This is a genomic window from Pseudomonas sp. KH_024_B2 (assembly GCF_057839965.1).
The window spans coordinates 5,250,001-5,269,956 of the sequence record NZ_CM174502.1; the positions used below are offsets into that span (position 1 = coordinate 5,250,001).

The 19,956-nt window shown below is 58.1% G+C and carries 20 protein-coding genes (1 of these 20 only partly in view); 10 read left to right on the forward strand and 10 right to left on the reverse strand.

What is annotated here, in order from left to right; genetic code table 11:
- Nucleotides 1-1,181, reverse strand: partial view of a tyrosine--tRNA ligase gene (gene tyrS, locus AC3I0A_RS24480; RefSeq protein WP_489375096.1) — the 5' portion only. The gene continues 19 nt to the left of window position 1, outside the view; only the first 1,181 of its 1,200 coding nucleotides appear in the window; it begins with the start codon at nt 1,179-1,181; its stop codon lies beyond the left edge, outside the window.
- 211 nt (nt 1,182-1,392) lie between these two features.
- Between tyrS and AC3I0A_RS24485 the strand changes: the two genes are divergently transcribed.
- Entirely contained in the window at nt 1,393-2,829 is a 1,437-nt protein-coding gene (locus tag AC3I0A_RS24485) for a peptidoglycan DD-metalloendopeptidase family protein (RefSeq protein WP_489375097.1), read from the forward strand.
- 3 nt (nt 2,830-2,832) lie between these two features.
- The gene (locus AC3I0A_RS24490) at nt 2,833-3,924 is read left to right on the forward strand and encodes an anhydro-N-acetylmuramic acid kinase (RefSeq protein WP_489375098.1); all 1,092 of its coding nucleotides are present in this window, start codon (nt 2,833-2,835) and stop codon (nt 3,922-3,924) included.
- Nucleotides 3,925-3,997: 73 nt separating this feature from the next.
- Here AC3I0A_RS24490 and erpA read toward each other — a convergent pair whose 3' ends face one another.
- Both erpA and argC read right to left on the reverse strand, forming a co-directional pair.
- Nucleotides 3,998-4,348, reverse strand: a complete 351-nt coding sequence (erpA, locus tag AC3I0A_RS24495; protein WP_461974822.1) for an iron-sulfur cluster insertion protein ErpA — start codon at nt 4,346-4,348, stop codon at nt 3,998-4,000.
- 166 nt (nt 4,349-4,514) lie between these two features.
- Nucleotides 4,515-5,549 (reverse strand): N-acetyl-gamma-glutamyl-phosphate reductase, encoded by a 1,035-nt coding sequence (gene argC / locus AC3I0A_RS24500; protein WP_048397847.1) that lies wholly within the window; start codon nt 5,547-5,549, stop codon nt 4,515-4,517.
- Nucleotides 5,550-5,684: 135 nt separating this feature from the next.
- Here argC and hemJ point away from each other — a divergent pair, with 135 nt between their 5' ends.
- From hemJ to coq7, 6 genes are all read left to right on the forward strand, one after another.
- Entirely contained in the window at nt 5,685-6,116 is a 432-nt protein-coding gene (gene hemJ / locus AC3I0A_RS24505) for a protoporphyrinogen oxidase HemJ (protein ID WP_489375099.1), read from the forward strand.
- Nucleotides 6,117-6,150: 34 nt separating this feature from the next.
- Nucleotides 6,151-7,119, forward strand: a complete 969-nt coding sequence (locus tag AC3I0A_RS24510; protein WP_489375100.1) for an NAD(P)H-dependent flavin oxidoreductase — start codon at nt 6,151-6,153, stop codon at nt 7,117-7,119.
- A gap of 91 nt (nt 7,120-7,210) precedes the next feature.
- Entirely contained in the window at nt 7,211-8,110 is a 900-nt protein-coding gene (locus AC3I0A_RS24515; protein ID WP_489375101.1) for a DUF805 domain-containing protein, read from the forward strand.
- Between the two features lie 61 nt (nt 8,111-8,171).
- A complete protein-coding gene (locus AC3I0A_RS24520) occupies nt 8,172-8,960 on the forward strand; it encodes an SDR family NAD(P)-dependent oxidoreductase (protein WP_489375102.1) in 789 nt (262 codons plus the stop codon).
- Nucleotides 8,961-9,040: 80 nt separating this feature from the next.
- Complete coding sequence (locus AC3I0A_RS24525) at nt 9,041-9,379, forward strand: histidine triad nucleotide-binding protein (protein ID WP_489375103.1); 339 nt, start codon at nt 9,041-9,043, stop codon at nt 9,377-9,379.
- A 202-nt stretch (nt 9,380-9,581) separates the two neighbouring features.
- Nucleotides 9,582-10,229 carry a 2-polyprenyl-3-methyl-6-methoxy-1,4-benzoquinone monooxygenase gene (coq7, locus tag AC3I0A_RS24530; RefSeq protein WP_489375104.1) on the forward strand — a complete coding sequence of 216 codons (648 nt, stop codon included), beginning with the start codon at nt 9,582-9,584 and terminating at the stop codon, nt 10,227-10,229.
- Between the two features lie 215 nt (nt 10,230-10,444).
- Here coq7 and speD read toward each other — a convergent pair whose 3' ends face one another.
- Complete coding sequence (speD, locus tag AC3I0A_RS24535; RefSeq protein WP_489375105.1) at nt 10,445-11,239, reverse strand: adenosylmethionine decarboxylase; 795 nt, start codon at nt 11,237-11,239, stop codon at nt 10,445-10,447.
- 237 nt (nt 11,240-11,476) lie between these two features.
- Nucleotides 11,477-11,899, reverse strand: a complete 423-nt coding sequence (locus AC3I0A_RS24540; protein WP_489357994.1) for an OsmC family protein — start codon at nt 11,897-11,899, stop codon at nt 11,477-11,479.
- 233 nt (nt 11,900-12,132) lie between these two features.
- Here AC3I0A_RS24540 and crp point away from each other — a divergent pair, with 233 nt between their 5' ends.
- On the forward strand, nt 12,133-12,777 hold the full coding sequence (crp, locus tag AC3I0A_RS24545) for a cAMP-activated global transcriptional regulator CRP (protein ID WP_489375106.1): 645 nt from the start codon (nt 12,133-12,135) through the stop codon (nt 12,775-12,777).
- Here the strand turns inward: crp and AC3I0A_RS24550 are convergent.
- The 4 genes from AC3I0A_RS24550 to AC3I0A_RS24565 all read right to left on the reverse strand — a co-directional run bounded on the left by AC3I0A_RS24550 (nt 12,774) and on the right by AC3I0A_RS24565 (nt 16,046).
- Nucleotides 12,774-13,472 (reverse strand): lipoate--protein ligase family protein, encoded by a 699-nt coding sequence (locus AC3I0A_RS24550; protein WP_489375107.1) that lies wholly within the window; start codon nt 13,470-13,472, stop codon nt 12,774-12,776. The genes crp and AC3I0A_RS24550 overlap by 4 nt on opposite strands.
- Nucleotides 13,473-13,560: 88 nt before the next feature.
- Nucleotides 13,561-14,397: an indole-3-glycerol phosphate synthase TrpC gene (gene trpC / locus AC3I0A_RS24555; RefSeq protein WP_489375108.1), complete on the reverse strand. Its 837-nt coding sequence runs from the start codon at nt 14,395-14,397 to the stop codon at nt 13,561-13,563.
- Complete coding sequence (gene trpD / locus AC3I0A_RS24560) at nt 14,394-15,443, reverse strand: anthranilate phosphoribosyltransferase (RefSeq protein ID WP_489375109.1); 1,050 nt, start codon at nt 15,441-15,443, stop codon at nt 14,394-14,396. Before trpD ends, trpC begins: the two co-directional genes overlap by 4 nt.
- A gap of 9 nt (nt 15,444-15,452) precedes the next feature.
- Nucleotides 15,453-16,046: an aminodeoxychorismate/anthranilate synthase component II gene (locus AC3I0A_RS24565; RefSeq protein WP_489375110.1), complete on the reverse strand. Its 594-nt coding sequence runs from the start codon at nt 16,044-16,046 to the stop codon at nt 15,453-15,455.
- A gap of 406 nt (nt 16,047-16,452) precedes the next feature.
- On the opposite strand from AC3I0A_RS24565, the gene estP reads away from it, so the two are divergent.
- Nucleotides 16,453-18,360 (forward strand): esterase EstP, encoded by a 1,908-nt coding sequence (gene estP / locus AC3I0A_RS24570; protein WP_489375111.1) that lies wholly within the window; start codon nt 16,453-16,455, stop codon nt 18,358-18,360.
- Nucleotides 18,361-18,423: 63 nt separating this feature from the next.
- On the opposite strand, the gene trpE is transcribed toward estP, so the two are convergent.
- Nucleotides 18,424-19,905 (reverse strand): anthranilate synthase component I, encoded by a 1,482-nt coding sequence (gene trpE, locus AC3I0A_RS24575; protein WP_489375112.1) that lies wholly within the window; start codon nt 19,903-19,905, stop codon nt 18,424-18,426.
- Between the last annotated feature and the right edge of the window lie 51 nt (nt 19,906-19,956).

The following is a 19,956-nucleotide window of genomic DNA, read 5'->3' on the forward strand; positions in this document are numbered from 1 at the left end:
ATACGCGCAAATGCCTTCTTTCCGGCCTGACATACGTGAGTCGCGCCCAATGCATATATATAGGTGCGATCAACTACCTCACCATCTATACGCACACCACCCGAACCAAGAAGGTCGCGCGCCACTGCCGAGTTCTTCACCAGGCCTGCCTTATTAAGGACAGCGGCAATCGGCATATCTTCGGTAGCAGTCAATTCGATCTCTGGCAGATCATCCGGCAGCTCACCATCCTTCATGCGATTGCCCGCCGCACGATGAGCATTCGCCGCAGCCTCTTCACCATGGAAGCGCGCAACGATCTCTTCAGCCAACTTGATCTTGATGTCCCGCGGATTGGCGCCAGCCTCGACATCCTCACGCAATGCATCGATCTCATCCATGGAGCGGAAGCTGAGCAATTCGAAGTAGCGCCACATCAACACATCAGGGATCGAAACCAGCTTGCCGTACATGACACCCGGCGCTTCCTGGATCCCGACATAGTTACCCAGGGACTTGGACATCTTCTTCACGCCATCCAGACCTTCAAGCAACGGCATGGTGAGGATGCACTGCGCCTCCTGCCCATAAGCGCGCTGCAACTCACGCCCCATCAGCAGGTTGAACTTCTGATCGGTACCACCCAGCTCGATATCGGCACGCAACGCCACCGAGTCATACCCCTGAACCAGCGGATAAAGAAACTCATGGATCGCGATCGGCTGATTGGTCGAGTAGCGCTTGTTGAAGTCGTCGCGCTCAAGCATGCGCGCCACGGTGTACTGCGAAGTGAGACGAATGAAGTCCGCCGGCCCCATCTGATCCATCCAGGTGGAGTTGAACGCCACCTCGGTCTTGGCCGGATCAAGAATTTTGAACACCTGGGTCTTGTAGGTCTCGGCATTCTCGAGAACCTGCTCGCGAGTCAGCGGCGGACGAGTTGCGCTCTTGCCGCTCGGATCACCGATCATCCCGGTGAAGTCACCTATAAGGAAGATCACCTGGTGACCCAGATCCTGGAACTGACGCAGCTTATTAATGAGCACCGTGTGACCCAGGTGCAAATCCGGCGCAGTCGGATCGAAGCCAGCCTTGATACGCAGTGGCTGACCACGCTTGAGCTTTTCGATCAGCTCGGACTCGACCAACAGTTCTTCCGCACCACGTTTGATCAGCGCTAGCTGCTCTTCAACCGACTTCATAACAGACCCGCAAGGCTCAGATTCAAAGGGAGCCAACCATACAAGATCGCGGACTAATTACAAGTTTTGCCCGGCGTACGGAGGCCAATCCACGAACAGAGCGTCCGCGGGCTTGCTTCATAGATGATTTGGTTATATTTTATACAGTTATTTCGTCTTCATCATGCCATTCATCTTTTCCAATTCATCTTTATCAAAGTCAAGAATACCTATGACCTCCAAACCGCCTAAAGCGCCACCGCTTTATCCGAAGACCCACCTGCTCGCCGCAAGTGGTATCGCCGCCCTCCTCAGCCTGGCGCTTCTGGTATTCCCTTCCAGTGACGTTGAAGCCAAAAAGACAACGCTGAGCCTTGAGCTGGAAAGTCCTGTTGAACAACTGACACAAGATCAAGACGCTTCCAACGCGGAGCAAGCCACAAATGAAGCGGTAGCTTCTCCGTTCGCACAGATCGAAAACAGCCCTGAAAACACCCAGGAAACCGCTCAAGCACAGCCTGTTCCAGCGGTTGTTGTAGAAGAGAAAGTAGAAGAGAAAAAAGCCCCGGACCACAGAGAAGTGATTGTTGCCAAAGGCGACACGCTTTCCACTCTGTTCGAGAAAGTCGGCCTGCCAGCAGCCTCGGTGCATGACGTCCTGGCCAGCGATAAACAGGCCAGGCAGTTCTCGCAACTCAAACGCGGCCAGAAACTCGAGTTCGAACTGAGCCCCGATGGCCAGCTGAACAACCTGCATAGCAAGGTGAGTGACCTCGAGAGCATCAGCCTGACCAAAGGCCCCAAGGGCTACGCCTTCAACCGCGTCACCACCAAGCCAACCGTGCAGTCCGCCTATGTTCATGGCGTGATCAACAGCTCGCTCTCGCAGTCCGCCGCGCGCGCCGGTTTGTCCCATAGCCTGACCATGGACATGGCCAGCGTGTTTGGCTATGACGTCGACTTTGCCCAGGATATTCGCCAGGGCGATCAATTTGATGTGATCTACGAACAAAAGGTCATCAACGGCAAGACCGTCGGCACCGGCCCTATTCTTTCCGCACGCTTCACCAACCGCGGCAAGACCTACACCGCCGTGCGCTACACCAACAAACAAGGCAACAGCAGCTACTACACGGCTGATGGCAACAGCATGCGCAAGGCGTTCATTCGCACCCCGGTCGACTTCGCCCGCATCAGCTCGCGCTTCTCCATGGGCCGCAAGCACCCGATCCTGAACAAGATCCGCGCCCACAAAGGTGTCGATTACGCTGCCCCACGCGGCACACCGATCAAGGCTGCCGGCGATGGCAAGGTTCTATTGGCCGGTCGCCGTGGCGGCTACGGCAACACCGTGATCATCCAGCACGGCAATTCCTACCGCACCTTGTACGGCCACATGCAAGGCTTCGCCAAAGGCGTCCAGACTGGCGGCACCGTCAAGCAAGGTCAGGTGATTGGTTACATCGGCACAACCGGACTCTCCACGGGCCCGCACTTGCACTACGAGTTCCAGGTCAACGGCGTGCACGTCGACCCTCTGGGCCAGAAGGTGGCGATGGCCGATCCAATCTCCAAAGCCGAACGCGCACGCTTCCAGCAGCAGAGCCAGCCGCTGATGGCGCGGATGGATCAAGAGAAAGCCACCACGCTGGCTTCGAGAAAACGCTAAGCCATGGCCCTCTATATAGGTGTGATGTCCGGGACCAGCCTTGATGGCCTGGATATCGCGCTGATCGAGCAAGCACCAGCGATCAAACTGATCGCTACGCACTACATCCCTATGCCTGAAACCCTGCGCACCGAGCTGCTTGGCTTGTGCGCCAGCGGTCCGGACGAGATTGCCCGCTCGGCCATCGCCCAACAGAACTGGGTACGACTGGCCGCCCAGGGCATCCGCACCCTCCTCGATCAACAACAACTGAAACCTGAAGATATTCGAGCGATTGGCAGCCATGGTCAGACCATTCGCCATGAACCTGCACGAGGCTTCACCGTCCAGATCGGCAATCCTGCCTTGCTGACTGAACTGACCGGCATTACCGTCGTCAGTGATTTCCGCAGCCGTGACGTTGCCGCTGGCGGCCAGGGCGCTCCGCTGGTGCCAGCCTTCCATGAAGCGCTTTTTGATGAGCGTACCGGTAGTCGCGCAGTGCTGAATGTCGGTGGTTTCAGCAACCTCAGCCTGATCGAGACCGGCAAGCCCGTCGCGGGTTTTGACTGCGGCCCCGGGAACGTTTTGCTTGATGCCTGGATTCACGCGCAGCGCGGCGATAACTTCGATCGCGACGGCCAATGGGCCGCCAGCGGCAAGGTAGAACCAGCCCTGCTGAAAGAGCTGCTCAGCGACCCCTTCTTCGTGACCAAAGGTCCAAAGAGTACCGGCCGTGAAGTATTCAACCTTGAGTGGCTGCAGCAACATCTGAGTCGCCTGCCAGCGTTTGCTGCCGAAGACGTGCAAGCAACGCTGCTTGAGCTGACCGCATTGACCATCGTCGAGTCATTACAGGCAGCGCAAAGCGGAACTCAAGCATTGCTGGTCTGCGGCGGTGGCGCCCACAACGTTACACTGATGAATCGCCTCGCTACCCTGCTGCCAAGTGCCAAGGTCAGCAGCACCGCTGCTTACGGCGTAGAGCCAGACTGGGTCGAAGCCATGGCGTTTGCCTGGCTGGCCCATTGCTGCCTGGAAGGCATTGCCACCAATCGCCCCAGCGTCACCGGCGCTCGCGGCCTGCGCGTACTCGGCGCCATCTATCCCGCTTGATCGATAGACAGCAAAACGCCGCAAGGCCCTGAAGCCATGCGGCGTCGCGTGAAACGAGTACAGCGCTGATCGATCAGATCGAGAACGAAGAACCGCAACCACAGGTCGTGGAGGCATTCGGGTTCTTGATCACGAAACGAGAACCTTCCAGACCTTCCTGATAATCCACCTCGGCACCCGCCAGGTACTGGAAGCTCATCGGGTCTACGACCAGGCTGACACCTTCGCGTTCGACGATGGTGTCGTCATCGGCCACTTCTTCATCGAAGGTGAAGCCGTATTGAAACCCTGAACAACCGCCGCCCGTAACGAATACGCGCAGCTTCAAGCGATCATTACCCTCTTCATCGACCAGGCTCTTCACCTTGTGCGCGGCACCGTGGGTGAATTGCAAAGCCATGGGGGTGAAGGATTCGACGCTCATGCTGACTATCTCCCGGCGTTACGCCGCCATATGCGTGATGACGCGCATTATCCGCTTCTCCTAGAAAAGCGGTCAACTATTGTTATTGTGTACCAATAGGCAAAAGCTTCATTGCAGAATGCAGAAAGGCCCGGTTAACGGGCCTTTTGCTGACCGGATAAAAGCCTTACGGCAACATCCCTGCATGAGACAAGCCCAAGCGCTCATCCAGACCGAACAGGATGTTCAGGTTCTGCACTGCCTGACCCGACGCCCCTTTGACCAGGTTATCGATCACCGACAACACCACCACCAAATCACCGTCTTGCGGACGATGCACGGCGATACGGCAGACGTTGGCACCGCGCACGCTGCGGGTTTCCGGATGACTGCCGGCAGGCATGACGTCGACGAACGGCTCATTGGCATAGCGCTTTTCAAACAGCGCCTGCAGATCCACCGACCTGTCCACCACGGTCGCGTAGAGCGTCGAGTGAATACCGCGGATCATTGGCGTCAGGTGTGGGACGAAGGTCAGACCGACATCTTTGCCCGCTGCGCGACGCAGCCCCTGGCGGATCTCAGGCAGGTGACGATGCCCTTTGACCGCGTAAGCCTTCATGCTTTCGGAGGTTTCGGCGTACAGCGAACCCACGCTGGCACCACGACCGGCACCGCTGACACCCGACTTGCAGTCAGCGATCAGGCGCGTGGTATCTGCCAACCCGGCCTCAAGCAATGGCAGGAAACCCAACTGGGTGGCCGTTGGATAGCAACCTGGTACCGCAATCAGGCGCGCCTGCTTGATTTGCTCGCGATTCACTTCCGGCAAACCGTAAACGGCTTCCTCCAGCAGCTCCGGCGCGCCATGGGGCTGGCCATACCACTTGGCCCATTCATCGGCGTCCTGCAAACGGAAGTCTGCCGACAGGTCGATAACCTTGGTACCCGCCGCCAGCAACTCACCGGCCAACGCATGGGCCACCCCGTGCGGTGTGGCAAAGAACACCACGTCGCAGGCACCCAGGGTCTTGATGTCCGGCACGCTGAACGCCAGGCCGTCGTAATGGCCTCGCAGGTTCGGGTACATGTCGGCAACGGCCAGGCCTGCCTCGGATCGCGAAGTGATGACCACCACCTCAGCTTGCGGATGCTGTGCCAATAGACGCAGCAATTCGACACCGGTGTAACCCGTGCCGCCGACGATACCGACCTTGACCATATACCTGCCCTCAACGAACCCACTGGAAAGCCATCGATAATAGGGGGCGCAACGCTCTGCGACAACCGTCAAGGTGACGTGCGGGCGCTCGAACCTCTACTATTCGGGCTACCGTGAACCTGGGAATAACCAAAAATGCTTTATCTGTGGCTCAAAGCCTTTCACATCGTCAGTCTGGTCTGCTGGTTTGCCGGCCTGTTCTATTTGCCGCGCCTGTTCGTCTATCACGCCCAAAGCGAAGACAGCGTCAGCAAAGAGCGCTTCAGTGTCATGGAGCGCAAGCTGTATCGCGGCATCATGGGCCCGGCGATGATCGCCACCCTGGTGTTCGGGATCTGGCTGATCGGCCTCAACCCTAGCGCCTACTTCGGCCAAGGCGGCTGGATGCATGCCAAACTGACCCTCGTGGTGATCCTGATCGGCTACCACCATATGTGCGGTGCACAGGTAAAACGTTTTGCCCGTGGCGAAAACACCCGCAGCCATGTCTTTTATCGCTGGTTCAATGAGGTGCCGGTTCTGATATTGCTGGCTATTGTCATTCTGGTCGTTGTGCGACCGTTCTAAATCCTGTTGCTCGCAACTATTCGAGGGACTTCCAATGTCGCTGCCCGCTCTGCTCGAACAACGTTTGCGCCTGCCTGTGGTGGCAGCGCCGATGTTCCTGATTTCCAATCCGCAGCTGGTATTGGCTTGCTGCCGTAACGGTGTGGTCGGGAGCTTTCCCGCTCTCAACCAGCGTGAAAGCAGCGGTTTCAAAGCCTGGCTGGAGGAAATCGAAGCAGGGCTGGCCACGCTGGAAAATCCTGCGCCGTATGCCGTGAACCTCATCGTCCACAACAGCAACCCGCGTCTGGAAGCGGACCTGGCGATCTGTATCGAACACAAAGTACCGATTGTCATCACCAGCCTCGGTGCGGTGAAAGAGCTCGTCGATGCGGTACACAGTTATGGCGGGCTGGTGTTTCACGACGTCACTACCCGTCGCCACGCTGAAAAAGCCGCCGAGGCGGGTGTCGACGGGCTGATTGCGGTCGCCGCCGGCGCCGGTGGACATGCCGGGACCTGGAGCCCCTTCTCGCTGGTCGCCGAAATCCGCCAGTTCTTCGACAAGACCCTGCTGCTGGCTGGCTGCTTGAACCATGGCCACGAGATTCTTGCCGCACAACTGCTTGGCGCGGATCTGGCCTATTTCGGTACACGCTTTATCGGTACCACCGAAAGCCATGCACCTGAGGCCTATAAGGCGATGCTGCTGAACGCCAGGGCCGCCGACATCATTCATACCCCGGTAGTGTCTGGCGTCCCCGCAAGCTTCATGCGCCAGAGCCTGGTCAATGCCGGTTTCGATCTGGCAGCGCTGCAGGGCAAGGGTGAAGTCAACTTCGGTTCGAAACTCAAACCCCTCAACGAAGAAGCCAAAGCCTGGAAAACCGTTTGGTCTGCTGGCCAGGGTGTTGGCGAAATCGATGACCTGCCCAGCGTCGATCAACTGGTAGCACGACTGGACACCGAATATCGCCGCGCGCAGGAGCACGCCATACACCTGTCAAAACGCTGGCCGCGCTGACGCAATCGGTGTTTTTTTGACCAAGAGATCATAACTGATCCTAAACTCTCCCTCTGTGACGTCCCCCTTTCAAACGACAAGGATGCCCGGCATGAGCGAAAGCCGTTTCAAGATCGTATTCGACGGGTCTCTACTTCCCGGCGTCGAGATCACCACAGCAAAGCTCAACCTCGCCGATCTGTTCAAAAGCGATGTTTCAGCCATTGAGCGGCTGTTCAGCGGAAAGCCCGTCGCATTGAAGCGCGATCTTTCCCATGCGCAAGCGCAAACTTACCTTGATGCACTGTCGAAGACCGGCATCGATGCCCGAATCGAGGCGGAACAGCCGGTCGAACCCGGCCCCGCAGAGACTCATCAGCCCTCTACCGACACTGCGCCACCCTCCAGTGACGACGAATCGCCTTACAGCCCTCCTCGCGCTGCGGTCGGTGAAGCCCTTCCCGAGTTTTCCGAACTGAAAGTGTTCAGCATTCAAGGACGAATCGGGCGCCTGCGGTTTCTGGCCTGGACATTGGTGTCGCTATTGGTCGCAGCGGCTGTCGCAGGTGTCATTGCCATAAGTTTGTTCACTGGCGAGCAGTTCATGCTGGGAGGTCTGTTTGGCATGATTGCGCTGCTTGCCTACCTCTATGTAAATATCACCATTAGTGTCCAGCGCCTGCACGATCTTGGCTGGTCAGGCTGGTTATGGCTGTTGAACCTGGTGCCGCTGGTGGGCAGTGTGTTCCCGATTCTGATAATGGTCATGCCGGGCAATACTGGCGCCAACCGCTATGGCGCACCGCCGCCGCCCAACAGCACCGCGGTCAAAGTGCTGTCTTCGCTGTGGCTGGTATTGCTTGCCCTGGTTCTCGTCAGCGCAATCACCGGCGGCCTCACCACCCTCACGCAGAAGTATGAGAGCAGCTCGTACAGTAGCTATGAAAGCATCGAACCGGCGACAGAAGCAGCCGAACCCGCCCAGCCACCTGTAGACTCTGCGCAACAATGAACAGCGCTCAGCGCCCGGGACACCAAGTCCGGGGCGCTGCGCCGTTGCGATGGAGAACTGCATGACCCGTTACGCTCTGATCACTGGCGCTTCCAGCGGCATTGGCCTGGCCATGGCCGAAGCACTGGCAAGGCGCGGCCGCAGCCTGATTCTGGTGGCCCGCCAGCGTGATCAGTTGGAAAGCATTGCGATAGAACTGACCCAGCGCTTTGGCGTGGAGGTATTGTTCCGTGCCTGCGACCTGGGCGAGCCACTGCGCCTCTCCGGCTTTTTGCTGGAGCTTGAAGAAGGCGACCGGCAAATTGATCTGCTGGTCAATTGCGCCGGTATCGGCACCTGCGGCCCGTTTCTGGCCCAGGACTGGATGACCGAACAAGACCTGATCGAAGTGAACATTCTCGCCCTCACCCGCTTGTGCCATGCCATTGGCAACAGCATGGCCCTGCAGGGTGGCGGACAGATTCTGAATGTCGCCTCGATCGCGGCCTTTCATCCAGGCCCCTGGATGAGTACGTATTACGCCAGCAAGGCTTATGTCCTGCATTTTTCGGAAGGTCTGCGCGAAGAGCTGAAGAAATGCGCGGTAAAGGTATCGGTGCTCTGCCCCGGGCCGACTCGCACCGCCTTCTTCCATACCGCTCAGCTCGACGCCGGCAAGCTGGAACACAGCAAGCTGCTGATGAGCCCCGAGGAAGTCGCGCTCTATACCGTACGCGCGCTGGAGAAGAATCGCGCAATCATCATTCCCGGGCGTCGCAACCGCTGGCGCGCCTTTGTTCCGCGCCTTGGCTCGCGCTGGCTGATACGAAAAGTCGCCGGTGTCATCAACAAGACTTACTGCCCGCGTTAACTCACAACCACGCAAAGGGCTGGGCGCAGACAGGTCACCTGAGTACACTCAGCCCGGACCAACACAACGGAGAAACAGCTGTGGATACTCTGTTCACCAAGATCATCAACAGAGAAATACCCGCGAAGATCATCTACGAGGATGACCAGGTACTGGCCTTCCACGATATTGCCCCACAGGCACCGGTGCACTTTCTGGTGATTCCGAAGAAGCCGGTCCGCACGCTCAACGACCTCACCGAGGATGACAAGGCGCTGGCCGGACACATGCTGTTCACCGCCCAACGTCTGGCCAAAGAGCTTGGCTGCGAACAAGGCTTTCGTGTGGTCATGAACTGCAATGAACTGGGCGGGCAGACCGTCTATCACATTCATATGCACGTACTCGGTCAGCGTCAGATGCACTGGCCTCCGGGCTGAGTGCGTTAAATTCTGTGGGAGCGGCGGTGCGGCGATCCGATTTGCCCGCGAAGCTTTTGGCGGCTTTGAGGGCCCCTTCGCGGGCAAGCCCGCTCCCACACAAGCCCGCTCCCACAAAGTAACCGCGTCGCAATGACCCAGCGCAAACCTTCCCCTGTCGATTGGGGTAAACTGGCCGCCGTGATTCTTCCCGGAGGTAAGCATGACTACCCAACGTCACTACTCGCCGATTGACCGGCTTCTGTTGCAAGCCGATACCGCGATGCGCACGCTGCTGCCCTTCAGTGGCCAGCCTTATCGCCCATCGCCAGCCATCGTGCAGCCTGACGTGCAGATGAGCGATGCGGATACCCGGCACGTCGCCGGTCTGATGCGCATCAACCATACGGGTGAAGTCTGTGCCCAGGCGCTGTATCAAGGCCAGGCCCTGACCGCCAAGCTGCCGCAAGTACGGGCCGCAATGGAGCAGGCCGCCGAAGAAGAGACCGACCATCTGGTCTGGTGCGAACAACGCATCCGTCAATTGGGCAGCCATACCAGCCTGTTGAACCCATTGTTTTACGGTATGTCGTTCGGCATTGGCGCGGTTGCCGGGCTGATCAGCGACAAAGTCAGCCTCGGTTTTGTGGCCGCCACCGAAGATCAGGTCTGCAAACACTTGAACGAACACCTTGAGCAACTGCCGGCCGAAGACGAAAAGTCCCGGGCAATTCTTGAGCAGATGCGCATCGATGAAGAACAACACGCCGAAAGCGCGCTGGATGCCGGCGGTTTTCGCTTCCCTGCGCCGATCAAGTTCGGCATGAGCCTGATGGCCAAGGTCATGACCAAGAGCACTTATCGGATCTGAGGGTTGCGTCGTTCTGTAGGGCCTCATCGCGAGCAGGCTCGCTCCCACATTAGCTCTTCTTTGGGCACAAATTGTGTGTACACCGAAGATTCAATGTGGGAGCGACGGTGCGGCGATCCGACCTGCTCGCGATAGCCGTCGCACGGAGCATCAGACAAACAGAAATAAAAAAGGCGACTACCCGAAGGTAGCCGCCTTTTTTGTACTCGCAGATCTCAGCTCGGCATATTGCGAGCGTAGAAGATCTCCAGCATTTCGTGCTTCACCCGCTCAGTGACCTGAGCGCGCTGTTCGAGCGACAAGTTGTTGGTGGCGTCGCCGAACAGGTAGTTATCCAGTTCGAAGTTCTTCAACAGCATCTTGGTGTGGAACAGATTCTCCTGGTACACATTCACGTCGGTCATCTGGTACGCGTCGCGGGTGTCTTCGGAGAGGTAGTTCTGAATCGAGTTGATCTCATGGTCGATGAAGTGCTTCTTGCCTTCAACGTCACGGGTGAAGCCGCGCACGCGGTAATCCACAGTCACGATATCCGAATCGAACTGGTGAATCAGAAAGTTGAGCGCCTTGAGCGGTGAAATGACGCCACAGGTCGACACGTCGATGTCCACACGGAACGTTGCGATACCGTCCACCGGATGGATTTCCGGGTAGGTGTGCACCGTGATGTGGCTCTTGTCGAGGTGGGCCAGGATAATCTCGGGCAACGGGCCCGGAGACTCTTCGATCTGACTGTCGGTGGGGGTCACCGGCTCTTCAGAGATTAGAATCGTGACGCTGGCGCCCTGAGGTTCATAGTCCTGACTGGCGATATTCAGGATGTTGGCACCAATGATATCGACAACTTCTGTGAGGATCTGCGTCAGGCGCTTGGCGTTGTACTCTTTATTGATGTACTCGACGTAAGCCTGTTGGTCTTGCGGGGTTTCCGCGTAGCAGATGTCATAGATGTTGAAGCTCAAGGTCTTTGTCAGGTTATTGAACCCGTGGAGCTTGAGTTTGCTTTTCACCGTTAAAAACTCTCTATGTATGCGGGCTGGCCGCGTGATCAAGCATGCCCGTCAGATGCGAACGACGCACCTGCGTAGGACGGTTAACACCTCTTCGCGATGGCGATTTTGGTTGTTCGTTCGGACGAGTGACCTGCCCTGAAAGCGATCACTGCCCTGAAAAAAGTGGCGCATTATGCAGACGTCAGGCTGGGATCACCAGAGTCTGCACTGACTTTATGATAGTTGAATGTCGATTCAACCGAGTTCGACAATCTCGTAGTCGTGGGTAATGACCACGCCGGCGGCACCGAGCATGATCGATGCCGAGCAATACTTCTCGGCCGACAGCTCGATCGCGCGCTTGACCTGAGCCTCTTTCAGCGCCCGGCCCTTGACCACGAAATGCATATGGATCTTGGTAAAGACCTTAGGATCTTCAGTAGCACGCTCGGCTTCGAGGAAGGCCTCACAGCTTTCCACCGCCTGACGGGACTTCTTCAGAATGCTGACCACATCGAAATTGCTGCAACCGCCCACACCGAGCAAGAGCATTTCCATGGGCCGCACACCCAGGTTACGACCACCGCTTTCTGGCGGGCCATCCATTACCACGACATGACCGCTGCCCGATTCACCGAGGAACATGGCTTCGCCAGCCCATTGGATGCGTGCCTTCATCGCCAAGACTCCACTGCTAAAAAAGGGTCGCCAGCTTAGCACAGGGCCCCGAAAAGACGCCGTTTTGCATCCATCCGAGGAGCTACCGCTTTTGATAGATAAATTCCCGAATCTCCACAGAATGCGTCTGTTAAGCTGGCGCCAAACCAATGGCGCTTGGCCATCTGCTTACAGCGTCTCGCACTCTAAAAAGCTAAAGAAACCACACCGCGCAGTCTTTTCGGGATTCAACCATGGTTGCTATTACCCCCACACCCAAGATCAAGAACCTCGATAAGCTGCTGATGCACTGCCAACGCCGACGCTATCAGGCCAAGAGCAATATCATCTGTGCTGGCGATCGTTCGGACACACTGTTTTTCATCATCAAAGGCTCGGTCACCATCCTGATCGAGGACGATGATGGCCGGGAAATGATCATCGCCTACCTCAATTCGGGTGACTTCTTCGGTGAACTGGGCTTATTTGAGCAAGCCGGTCACGAACAGCAACGCAGCGCTTGGGTGCGGGCCAAGATCGAGTGTGAGGTGGCGGAGATCAGTTACAGCAAATTCCGCGAACTGTCCCGGCAAGACCCGGATATTCTCTACGTGCTCAGCGGCCAGATTGCCCAGCGCCTGCGCGATACCACGCGCAAGGTCGGCGACCTGGCGTTCTTCGACGTCACGGGCCGGGTAGCCCGTTGCCTGCTGGAGTTGTGCAAACAGCCGGATGCCATGACCCATCCAGACGGTATGCAGATCAAGGTTACCCGTCAGGAAATCGGCCGGATCGTCGGCTGCTCGCGAGAAATGGTCGGACGCGTGCTCAAGGATCTGGAAGAGCGCAACCTGGTGAACGTCAAAGGCAAGACCATGGTGGTGTTTGGCACTCGTTAAGTCGCGAGCATTGCCAGCAGCTGTCGATACAGGGCATCCAGCCGTTTGATTGCATCCGGGGCGGCGAATTGCTCATGCAACGCGATGTGGCTCTCGGCACGAACACGCTGTTCAAGACCACAGGCTTCATTGAAGCGGTTGACTGCCGCGACCATCGACTCGCGCTCGTTGTCCAGCAACAGCGCGCCGTGCACCAACCCCACCGGACGCTGGCTGCCCTTGCTCTGACGCCAACGCTGAGCGGTGCCCACCATCTTGCGACCATCGAGATTGACGTTAAAACGCCCGTCGCAGAATGCGCCGTCGACTTCACCCAGAGAAGGTGTGCCGCCGAGCTCAGCGAGCAGTTCACAGATCGGATCGCACAACCGGCGATAGGCGATTTCGATTCGGCCATGGTCACCTTCACTGCGCGGCGGTGCGTAGACCAGCGCAATGTTGATGGTTGCCGAAGACTGCGGCACCGGCTCACCGCCGGTCTCGCGCAACAACACCGGCCAGCCACTGGCGGCCAGCTCAATGCTGGCCGCCTCGAAGCCTGGCAAGCGGCTCAATCGCCTGGGCATGACCAGCGCGCGATCACTCGGCTGCCAGAACAACAGGCCGAACTCCTGTTCGCCGGCGCAAACAGCGGCCAGCAAATCCTGCTCGGCGCGCAGGCCGGCTTCGACGGTCAAGGCAATGGGTTGAGTCATGGCAGTACGAATCCTTTGAAGTGGTGCACATGCATCTATCTATAAATAGAAAAAAACCGGCATCGCCGGCTTTTTCACTCAATCAGGTTCAGTCGAGAGTGGAGCCGCTCACCAGCACACCACGCTCAGGGAAGAACAACCGTTGCAGCTCAGCCCCCGGGTTCTCCGCGCGCATGAATGCCTCGCCGACCAGGAACGAATACACCTCACTGATTTCCATCAGTTCGACATCGGCACGATTGAGGATGCCGCTCTCGGTAATCACCAAGCGGTCGCGAGGAATACGCGGCAACAGGTCAAGAGTGGTCTCCAGATTGACCTCGAAGGTGTGCAGGTTACGGTTATTAACCCCCACCAACGGTGTATCGAGGGTTTTCAAGGCCCGCTCCAGCTCGTCACCGTCGTGCACTTCAACCAGCACGTCGAGACCGACGCTTTTGGCCACGGCTGCCAGCTCGGCCATTTTCACGTCGTCCAGGGCGGAAACGATCAACAGCACGCAATCAGCGCCAAGCGCCCGGGCTTCAACGATCTGATAAGGATCGATCATGAAGTCCTTGCGGATCACCGGCAGCTTGCACGCTGCCCGGGCCTGCTGCAGATAAGCATCGGCGCCCTGGAAGAAATCGATGTCGGTCAGCACTGAAAGGCAGGTCGCGCCGCCTTTTTCGTAGCTCCTGGCGATGTCTGCCGGAACGAAGTTCTCGCGGATCACGCCTTTGCTTGGCGAGGCCTTTTTGATCTCGGCAATCACCGCCGGGTGCTTGAGCCTGGCCTGATCGATCAGTGCCTTGGCAAAACCGCGGGGCGCGTCGGCAGCTTTAGCCAGAGTTTCCAGCTCAGCCAGACTCACTCGAGCACTACGCTCGGCGACTTCCTCAACCTTGCGCGCGAGAATATTTTCCAGAACCGTCGGCACACTCATCCTTCATTCTCCATCTTGAATACCGCGGTGAACGCGCCCAGCTCCTCGAGTTTCTCCCGAGCCAGCCCGGTGTGCAGTGCATCGTGAGCCAGGGCAACGCCTTCTTTGAGACTGCTTGCAAGATCAGCGGCATACAGCGCCGCGCCGGCATTGAGCACGATCATTTCCGCCGCCTTCTGGCCGTACTCGGTTTTACGACGCCCCAGGGCATCGCGAATCAATTCAAGGGATGCCGCAGGGCTCTCGACCACCAGGCCGAACAGGCTCTGACTCTTAATACCGAGGTCTTCAGGCTGGACCCAGTACTCGGTTATTTCGCCATCTTTCAGTTCGGCAACGAAAGTCGGAGCGGCAAGACTGAATTCGTCCAGGCCATCCTGGGAATGCACCACCAGCACATGCTTGCTGCCCAAACGTTGCAGGACTTCGGCCAATGGACGGCACAACGCCTGAGTGAACACACCCACCACCTGGTGTTTCACGCCGGCCGGATTCGTAAGCGGGCCAAGCATGTTGAACAGTGTGCGCAGGCCCAAGTCGCGGCGCGGACCGGCGGCGTACTTCATTGCACTGTGATGGGACTGGGCGAACATAAAGCCAATGCCGACGTTATCAATGCAACGTGCCACTTGAACCGGCGTCAGGTTCAGATAGATGCCCGCGGCCTCCAGTAAATCGGCACTGCCGCTTTTACCGGACACCGCGCGGTTACCGTGCTTGGCCACTGTGCAACCGGCCGCAGCGACGACAAACGAGGCCGCTGTCGATACGTTGAAAATGTTTGCACCGTCACCGCCAGTGCCGACTACATCGACCACGCCGTCGAGGGTTTTCAGTTCGACTTTATCCGCCAGCTCACGCATGACCGAGACCGCACCGACGATCTCGTCGATGCTCTCGCTTTTCATGCGCATGGCCATCATAAAGGCGCCGATCTGCGCGTCGGTGCATTGCCCGGTCATGATCTCGCGCATGACATCGCGCATTTCATCAGTACTCAGGTCCAGGTGGCCGACGATACGGCTCAGGGCAGTCTTGATATCCATGGAAAGTCCTTAGCGCGTGCCGCCGCTCTGCTTGAGGAAATTGGCGAACAGCTCGTGGCCCTGCTCGGTGAGAATCGACTCGGGGTGAAATTGCACACCCTCGATGTTCAGCGTTTTGTGGCGAAGGCCCATGATCTCGTCAACGGAGCCGTCTTCAAGTTGAGTCCAGGCGGTCAGCTCCAGACACTCCGGCAGGGTTTCGAGCTTGACGATCAGCGAGTGATACCGCGTGACCGTCAGCGGCTGATTCAAGCCTGCGAACACACCCTTGCCCTCGTGGAATACCGGACTAGTCTTACCATGCATGACGTGACGGGCGCGCACCACATTGCCGCCAAATGCCTGGCCGATGGACTGATGCCCAAGGCATACACCCAGAATAGGCAACTTGCCGGCGAAGTGCTTGATGACTTCCAGGGAAACACCGGCTTCGTTCGGGGTGCATGGGCCTGGGGAAACGACGATGCGCTCAGGGTTGAGGGCTTCGATTTCGGCAATGCTGAGTTCATCGTTGCGCACAACCTTGACGTCCGAGCCCAGCTCGCCGAGGTACTGCACAACGTTGTAGGTAAAAGAGTCGTAGTTATCGATCATCAGCAACATGGCGTTAAGAACCTCTTGAATTCACTGACTTGAATACAGCCTTCGAATGATTCACCCGCAGCGTCCTGCGCTTTGTCAGTCGCTGGAATCGCGCAGCAAAGCGGTTTGTCTTACGGGTAAAGAAGGCAAAGCGGTAAAGATCCGGCCGGGCCGGCAGAAGGATTCAGGCGCGCCAACGCCAACGGGCGTGTGCCTTGATGACTTGATCCAGAAGTTTGCTGACGATCAACACGGGGAAGGTCTCATTCATACATCTTGGCACAGTAACTTAGCTGGGCAGAGCGTGCAATATGGCGCGATCGAAGCTCGGTGAAACAATCGAGGGTTCGCGCCGAATGGCAACAGCCTCTATAGTCTTTGGCACTGTCGTGTCACCTACTAAAACAATAAACAAGCGGACTTGCTCATGCTCAGACAGACATTGGCTGTACCCCTTGCCGGCTGCTTGCTCGCTATAGCCTGCACCCAGGCGATCGCGGCGCCCAACCCTTACTCGAGTTTCATCGTCTTCGGCGACAGTCTCAGCGATGCCGGGCAGTTTACCGACACGGGCGGTCCTGCCGGCGCAACCCTGCGCTTTACCAACCGGACCGGGCCGGTCTACCTCGATGGCAGCGGCGAAGTCTACTCCGCCAACTCGACACAACTATTGGGTGGCAAACTCGGGTTTTCCACGGACCAGACGGCCGCTTCGACCTCGGCCGCGCGTGCCAGCCAGGGCCTGCCTGACGGCAACAACTGGGCCGTGGGCGGTTATCGCACCGACCAGATCCTCGACTCGATCACCAATGTATCTGCCACCGGCGAACGCACTCGTCCTGGCTATCTGGCGGCCAACAACCTGCGCGCCGACCCGAATGCTTTGTATTTCCTCTCCGGTGGCGGTAACGACTTCCTTCAGGGCCTTGTGCTCAACCCGTCCCAGGCGAACGCTGCGGCAGATCGACTGGCAAACGGTGCCCAGGTTCTGCAGACCGCCGGCGCCAGGTACATCATGGTCTGGCTGTTGCCCGACCTGGGTTTGACGCCCGCTATCTATGGCACTCCTTCGCAGACAGCCATCTCGCAACTGAGCGGCATCTTCAACCAGCGTCTGGTGGCGCGACTCGGGGGCATCGACGCCGAGGTCATCCCGCTGAACGTTCCATTGCTGTTGCAGGAAACCTTCGCCGATCCGGCACGATTCGGACTGGCCGCCGACCAGAACCTGAACGCAACCTGTTTTAGCGGTAACGGCTGTGTCGAAAACGCCACCTATGGCATCAACAGCGCTACGCCGGACCCGAGCAAGCTGATCTATAACGATGGCGTTCACCCGACCGAAACCGGGCAGAAGCTGATTTCCGATTACGCCTATTCCTTACTGGCAGCGCCGTGGGAACTGACGCTGTTGCCGGAAATGGCCCACGCCACATTACGTGCGCACCAGGACGAACTGCGCAGCCAATGGCAATCGGACTGGGAGAACTGGCAGGCGGTCGGCCAATGGCGCGCGATTGTCGCCAGTGGCGGCCAGCATCTGGATGTCGATAGTCAAAGCAGCAGCGCCAGTGCCGATGGCAGCGGATACAACCTGAACATCGGCGGCAGCTATCGCCTCAATGACGCCTGGCGCGTCGGTGTGGCGGCGGGCTTCTATCGTCAGAACCTGCAAGCAGGCAGTAATGATTCGGACTACAAACTCAACAGCTACCTGGCCACCGCCTTCGCCCAGTTCCAGCAGAATCGCTGGTGGGCCGATGCTGCGTTGACCGGCGGCAAGCTGGATTACGACAACCTCAAACGCAAATTCGACCTGGGTGTCGGCGAAGGGGCGGAAAAGGGTGATACCGACGGCCATCTCTGGGCCTTCAGCACCCGCCTCGGCTACGACATTGCCCAACCAGGCAGCGAGTGGCACCTGTCGCCGTTCATCAGCGCCGACTACGCGAAAGTGGAAGTCGACGGCTACTCGGAAAACAGCAATCGTTCCACGGCGCTGACCTTTGATGACCAGAAACGCGACTCGAAACGCCTGGGCGCCGGTCTACAGGGTAAATACCAGATCACCCCGCAGACTCAAGTGTTCGGCGAATACGCCTACGAGCGTGAGTACGAGGATGACACTCAGAAAGTCAACATCGCGCTCAACAGCCTGCCAACTCTCGACTTCAAGCTCGATGGCTATGCCCCGCAAAGTCACTTGAATCGCGTGAGCCTGGGAGTTAGCCACAAGTTGACGGCCGATCTGGCGTTGCGTGGTGGTTACACGTTCCGCAAGGACGATAACTTTACTCAGCAAGGTGTGAACGTTGGGGTCAGTCTGGACTTCTGATCCCGCAAGCGGCAGGCACAAAAAAACGCGGCGCCTTCACAGGCGCCGCGTTTTTTTTGTGGATCAGTTATCCGGAGTCTGTTCAGCCAAGGCCACGGCACGGAACATTGCGCGGCGTTTGTTCAGCGTCTCTTCCCACTCAAGCGCCGGCACCGAGTCAGCAACGATACCGCCACCGGCCTGCACATGCAGTTCGCCGTTCTTGATCACCGCAGTACGGATCGCGATGGCGGTATCCATATTGCCGTTCCAGGCGAAATAACCGACCGCACCGCCGTAGACCCCGCGTTTGACCGGTTCCAGTTCATCGATGATTTCCATCGCACGGATCTTCGGCGCGCCGGACAAGGTGCCGGCCGGCAGAATCGCCCGCAGCGCGTCCATGGCCGTCAGGCCGGCTTTCAATTGGCCGGTGACGTTGGACACAATGTGCATCACGTTGGAATAACGCTCGATAACCATTTTCTCGGTGAGCTTTACCGAGCCGATTTCCGAAACCCGGCCCGTGTCGTTGCGACCGAGGTCGATCAGCATCAAGTGCTCGGCGATTTCCTTGTCGTCGGACAGCAGGTCTTCTTCCAGCGCCAGATCGGCTTCTTCATTGGCCCCGCGCGGACGGGTGCCCGCGATTGGCCGCACGGTAATCAGATTGTCTTCGACCCGCACCAGCACTTCCGGCGAACTGCCGACGACATGGAAGTCGCCGAAGTTGAAGAAGTACATATAAGGCGTCGGGTTGAAGCAGCGCAGCGCTCGGTACAGATCGATCGGCGCCGCCTTGAAGTCGATGGACATCCGTTGCGACGGCACCACCTGCATGCAGTCACCGGCGAGGATGTACTCCTTGATGGTGTCCACCGCCCGCTCGTAGTCATCCTGGGTGAAACTCGAACGGAACACCGGATCAGCCGTCTGCTGCTTGCTGAAGTCCAGACCGCGACGCGGGGTGATCGGCTGACGGAGTTTTTCCAGCAACTCTTCCAGTTGCGCCAGACCATTCTCGTAGGCGTTTTCCTGGGAAGGATCAGCCAGAACAATCGCGTGCATCTTGCCAGCGAGGTTGTCGAACACCACCACCGCATCGGACACCATCAACAGAATGTCCGGCACGCCCAGCGGATCCGGGTTCGGGCATTTGCCCAGACGCTTCTCCACATAACGCACGCAGTCATAGCCGAAGTAACCCACCAGCCCGCCGTTGAAGCGCGGCAATCCGGCAATGGTCGGCACGTTGTAGCGCGCCTTGAATTCTTCGACGAACGTCAGCGGGTCTTCGGATTGATGGCTTTCGATTTCCACACCGTCGTGGGTCACGCTGATCTGATGATCATGGACGCGCAATACGGTGCGGCACGGCAGGCCGATGATCGAATACCGCCCCCACTTCTCACCGCCCTGCACCGACTCCAGCAGATAGGAGTTAGGTTGGTCGGCCAGTTTCAGGTAAATCGACAGCGGTGTATCGAAGTCAGCAAGGGTTTCGCAGGCAAGCGGGATGCGGTTGTAGCCGGCAGCGGCCAAACGCAGGAATTCTTCGCGGATCATGAGTAGCCTCGTGGCTTGAGGGTCTAACGGTCAGTTGTGCAAACGCGCCGG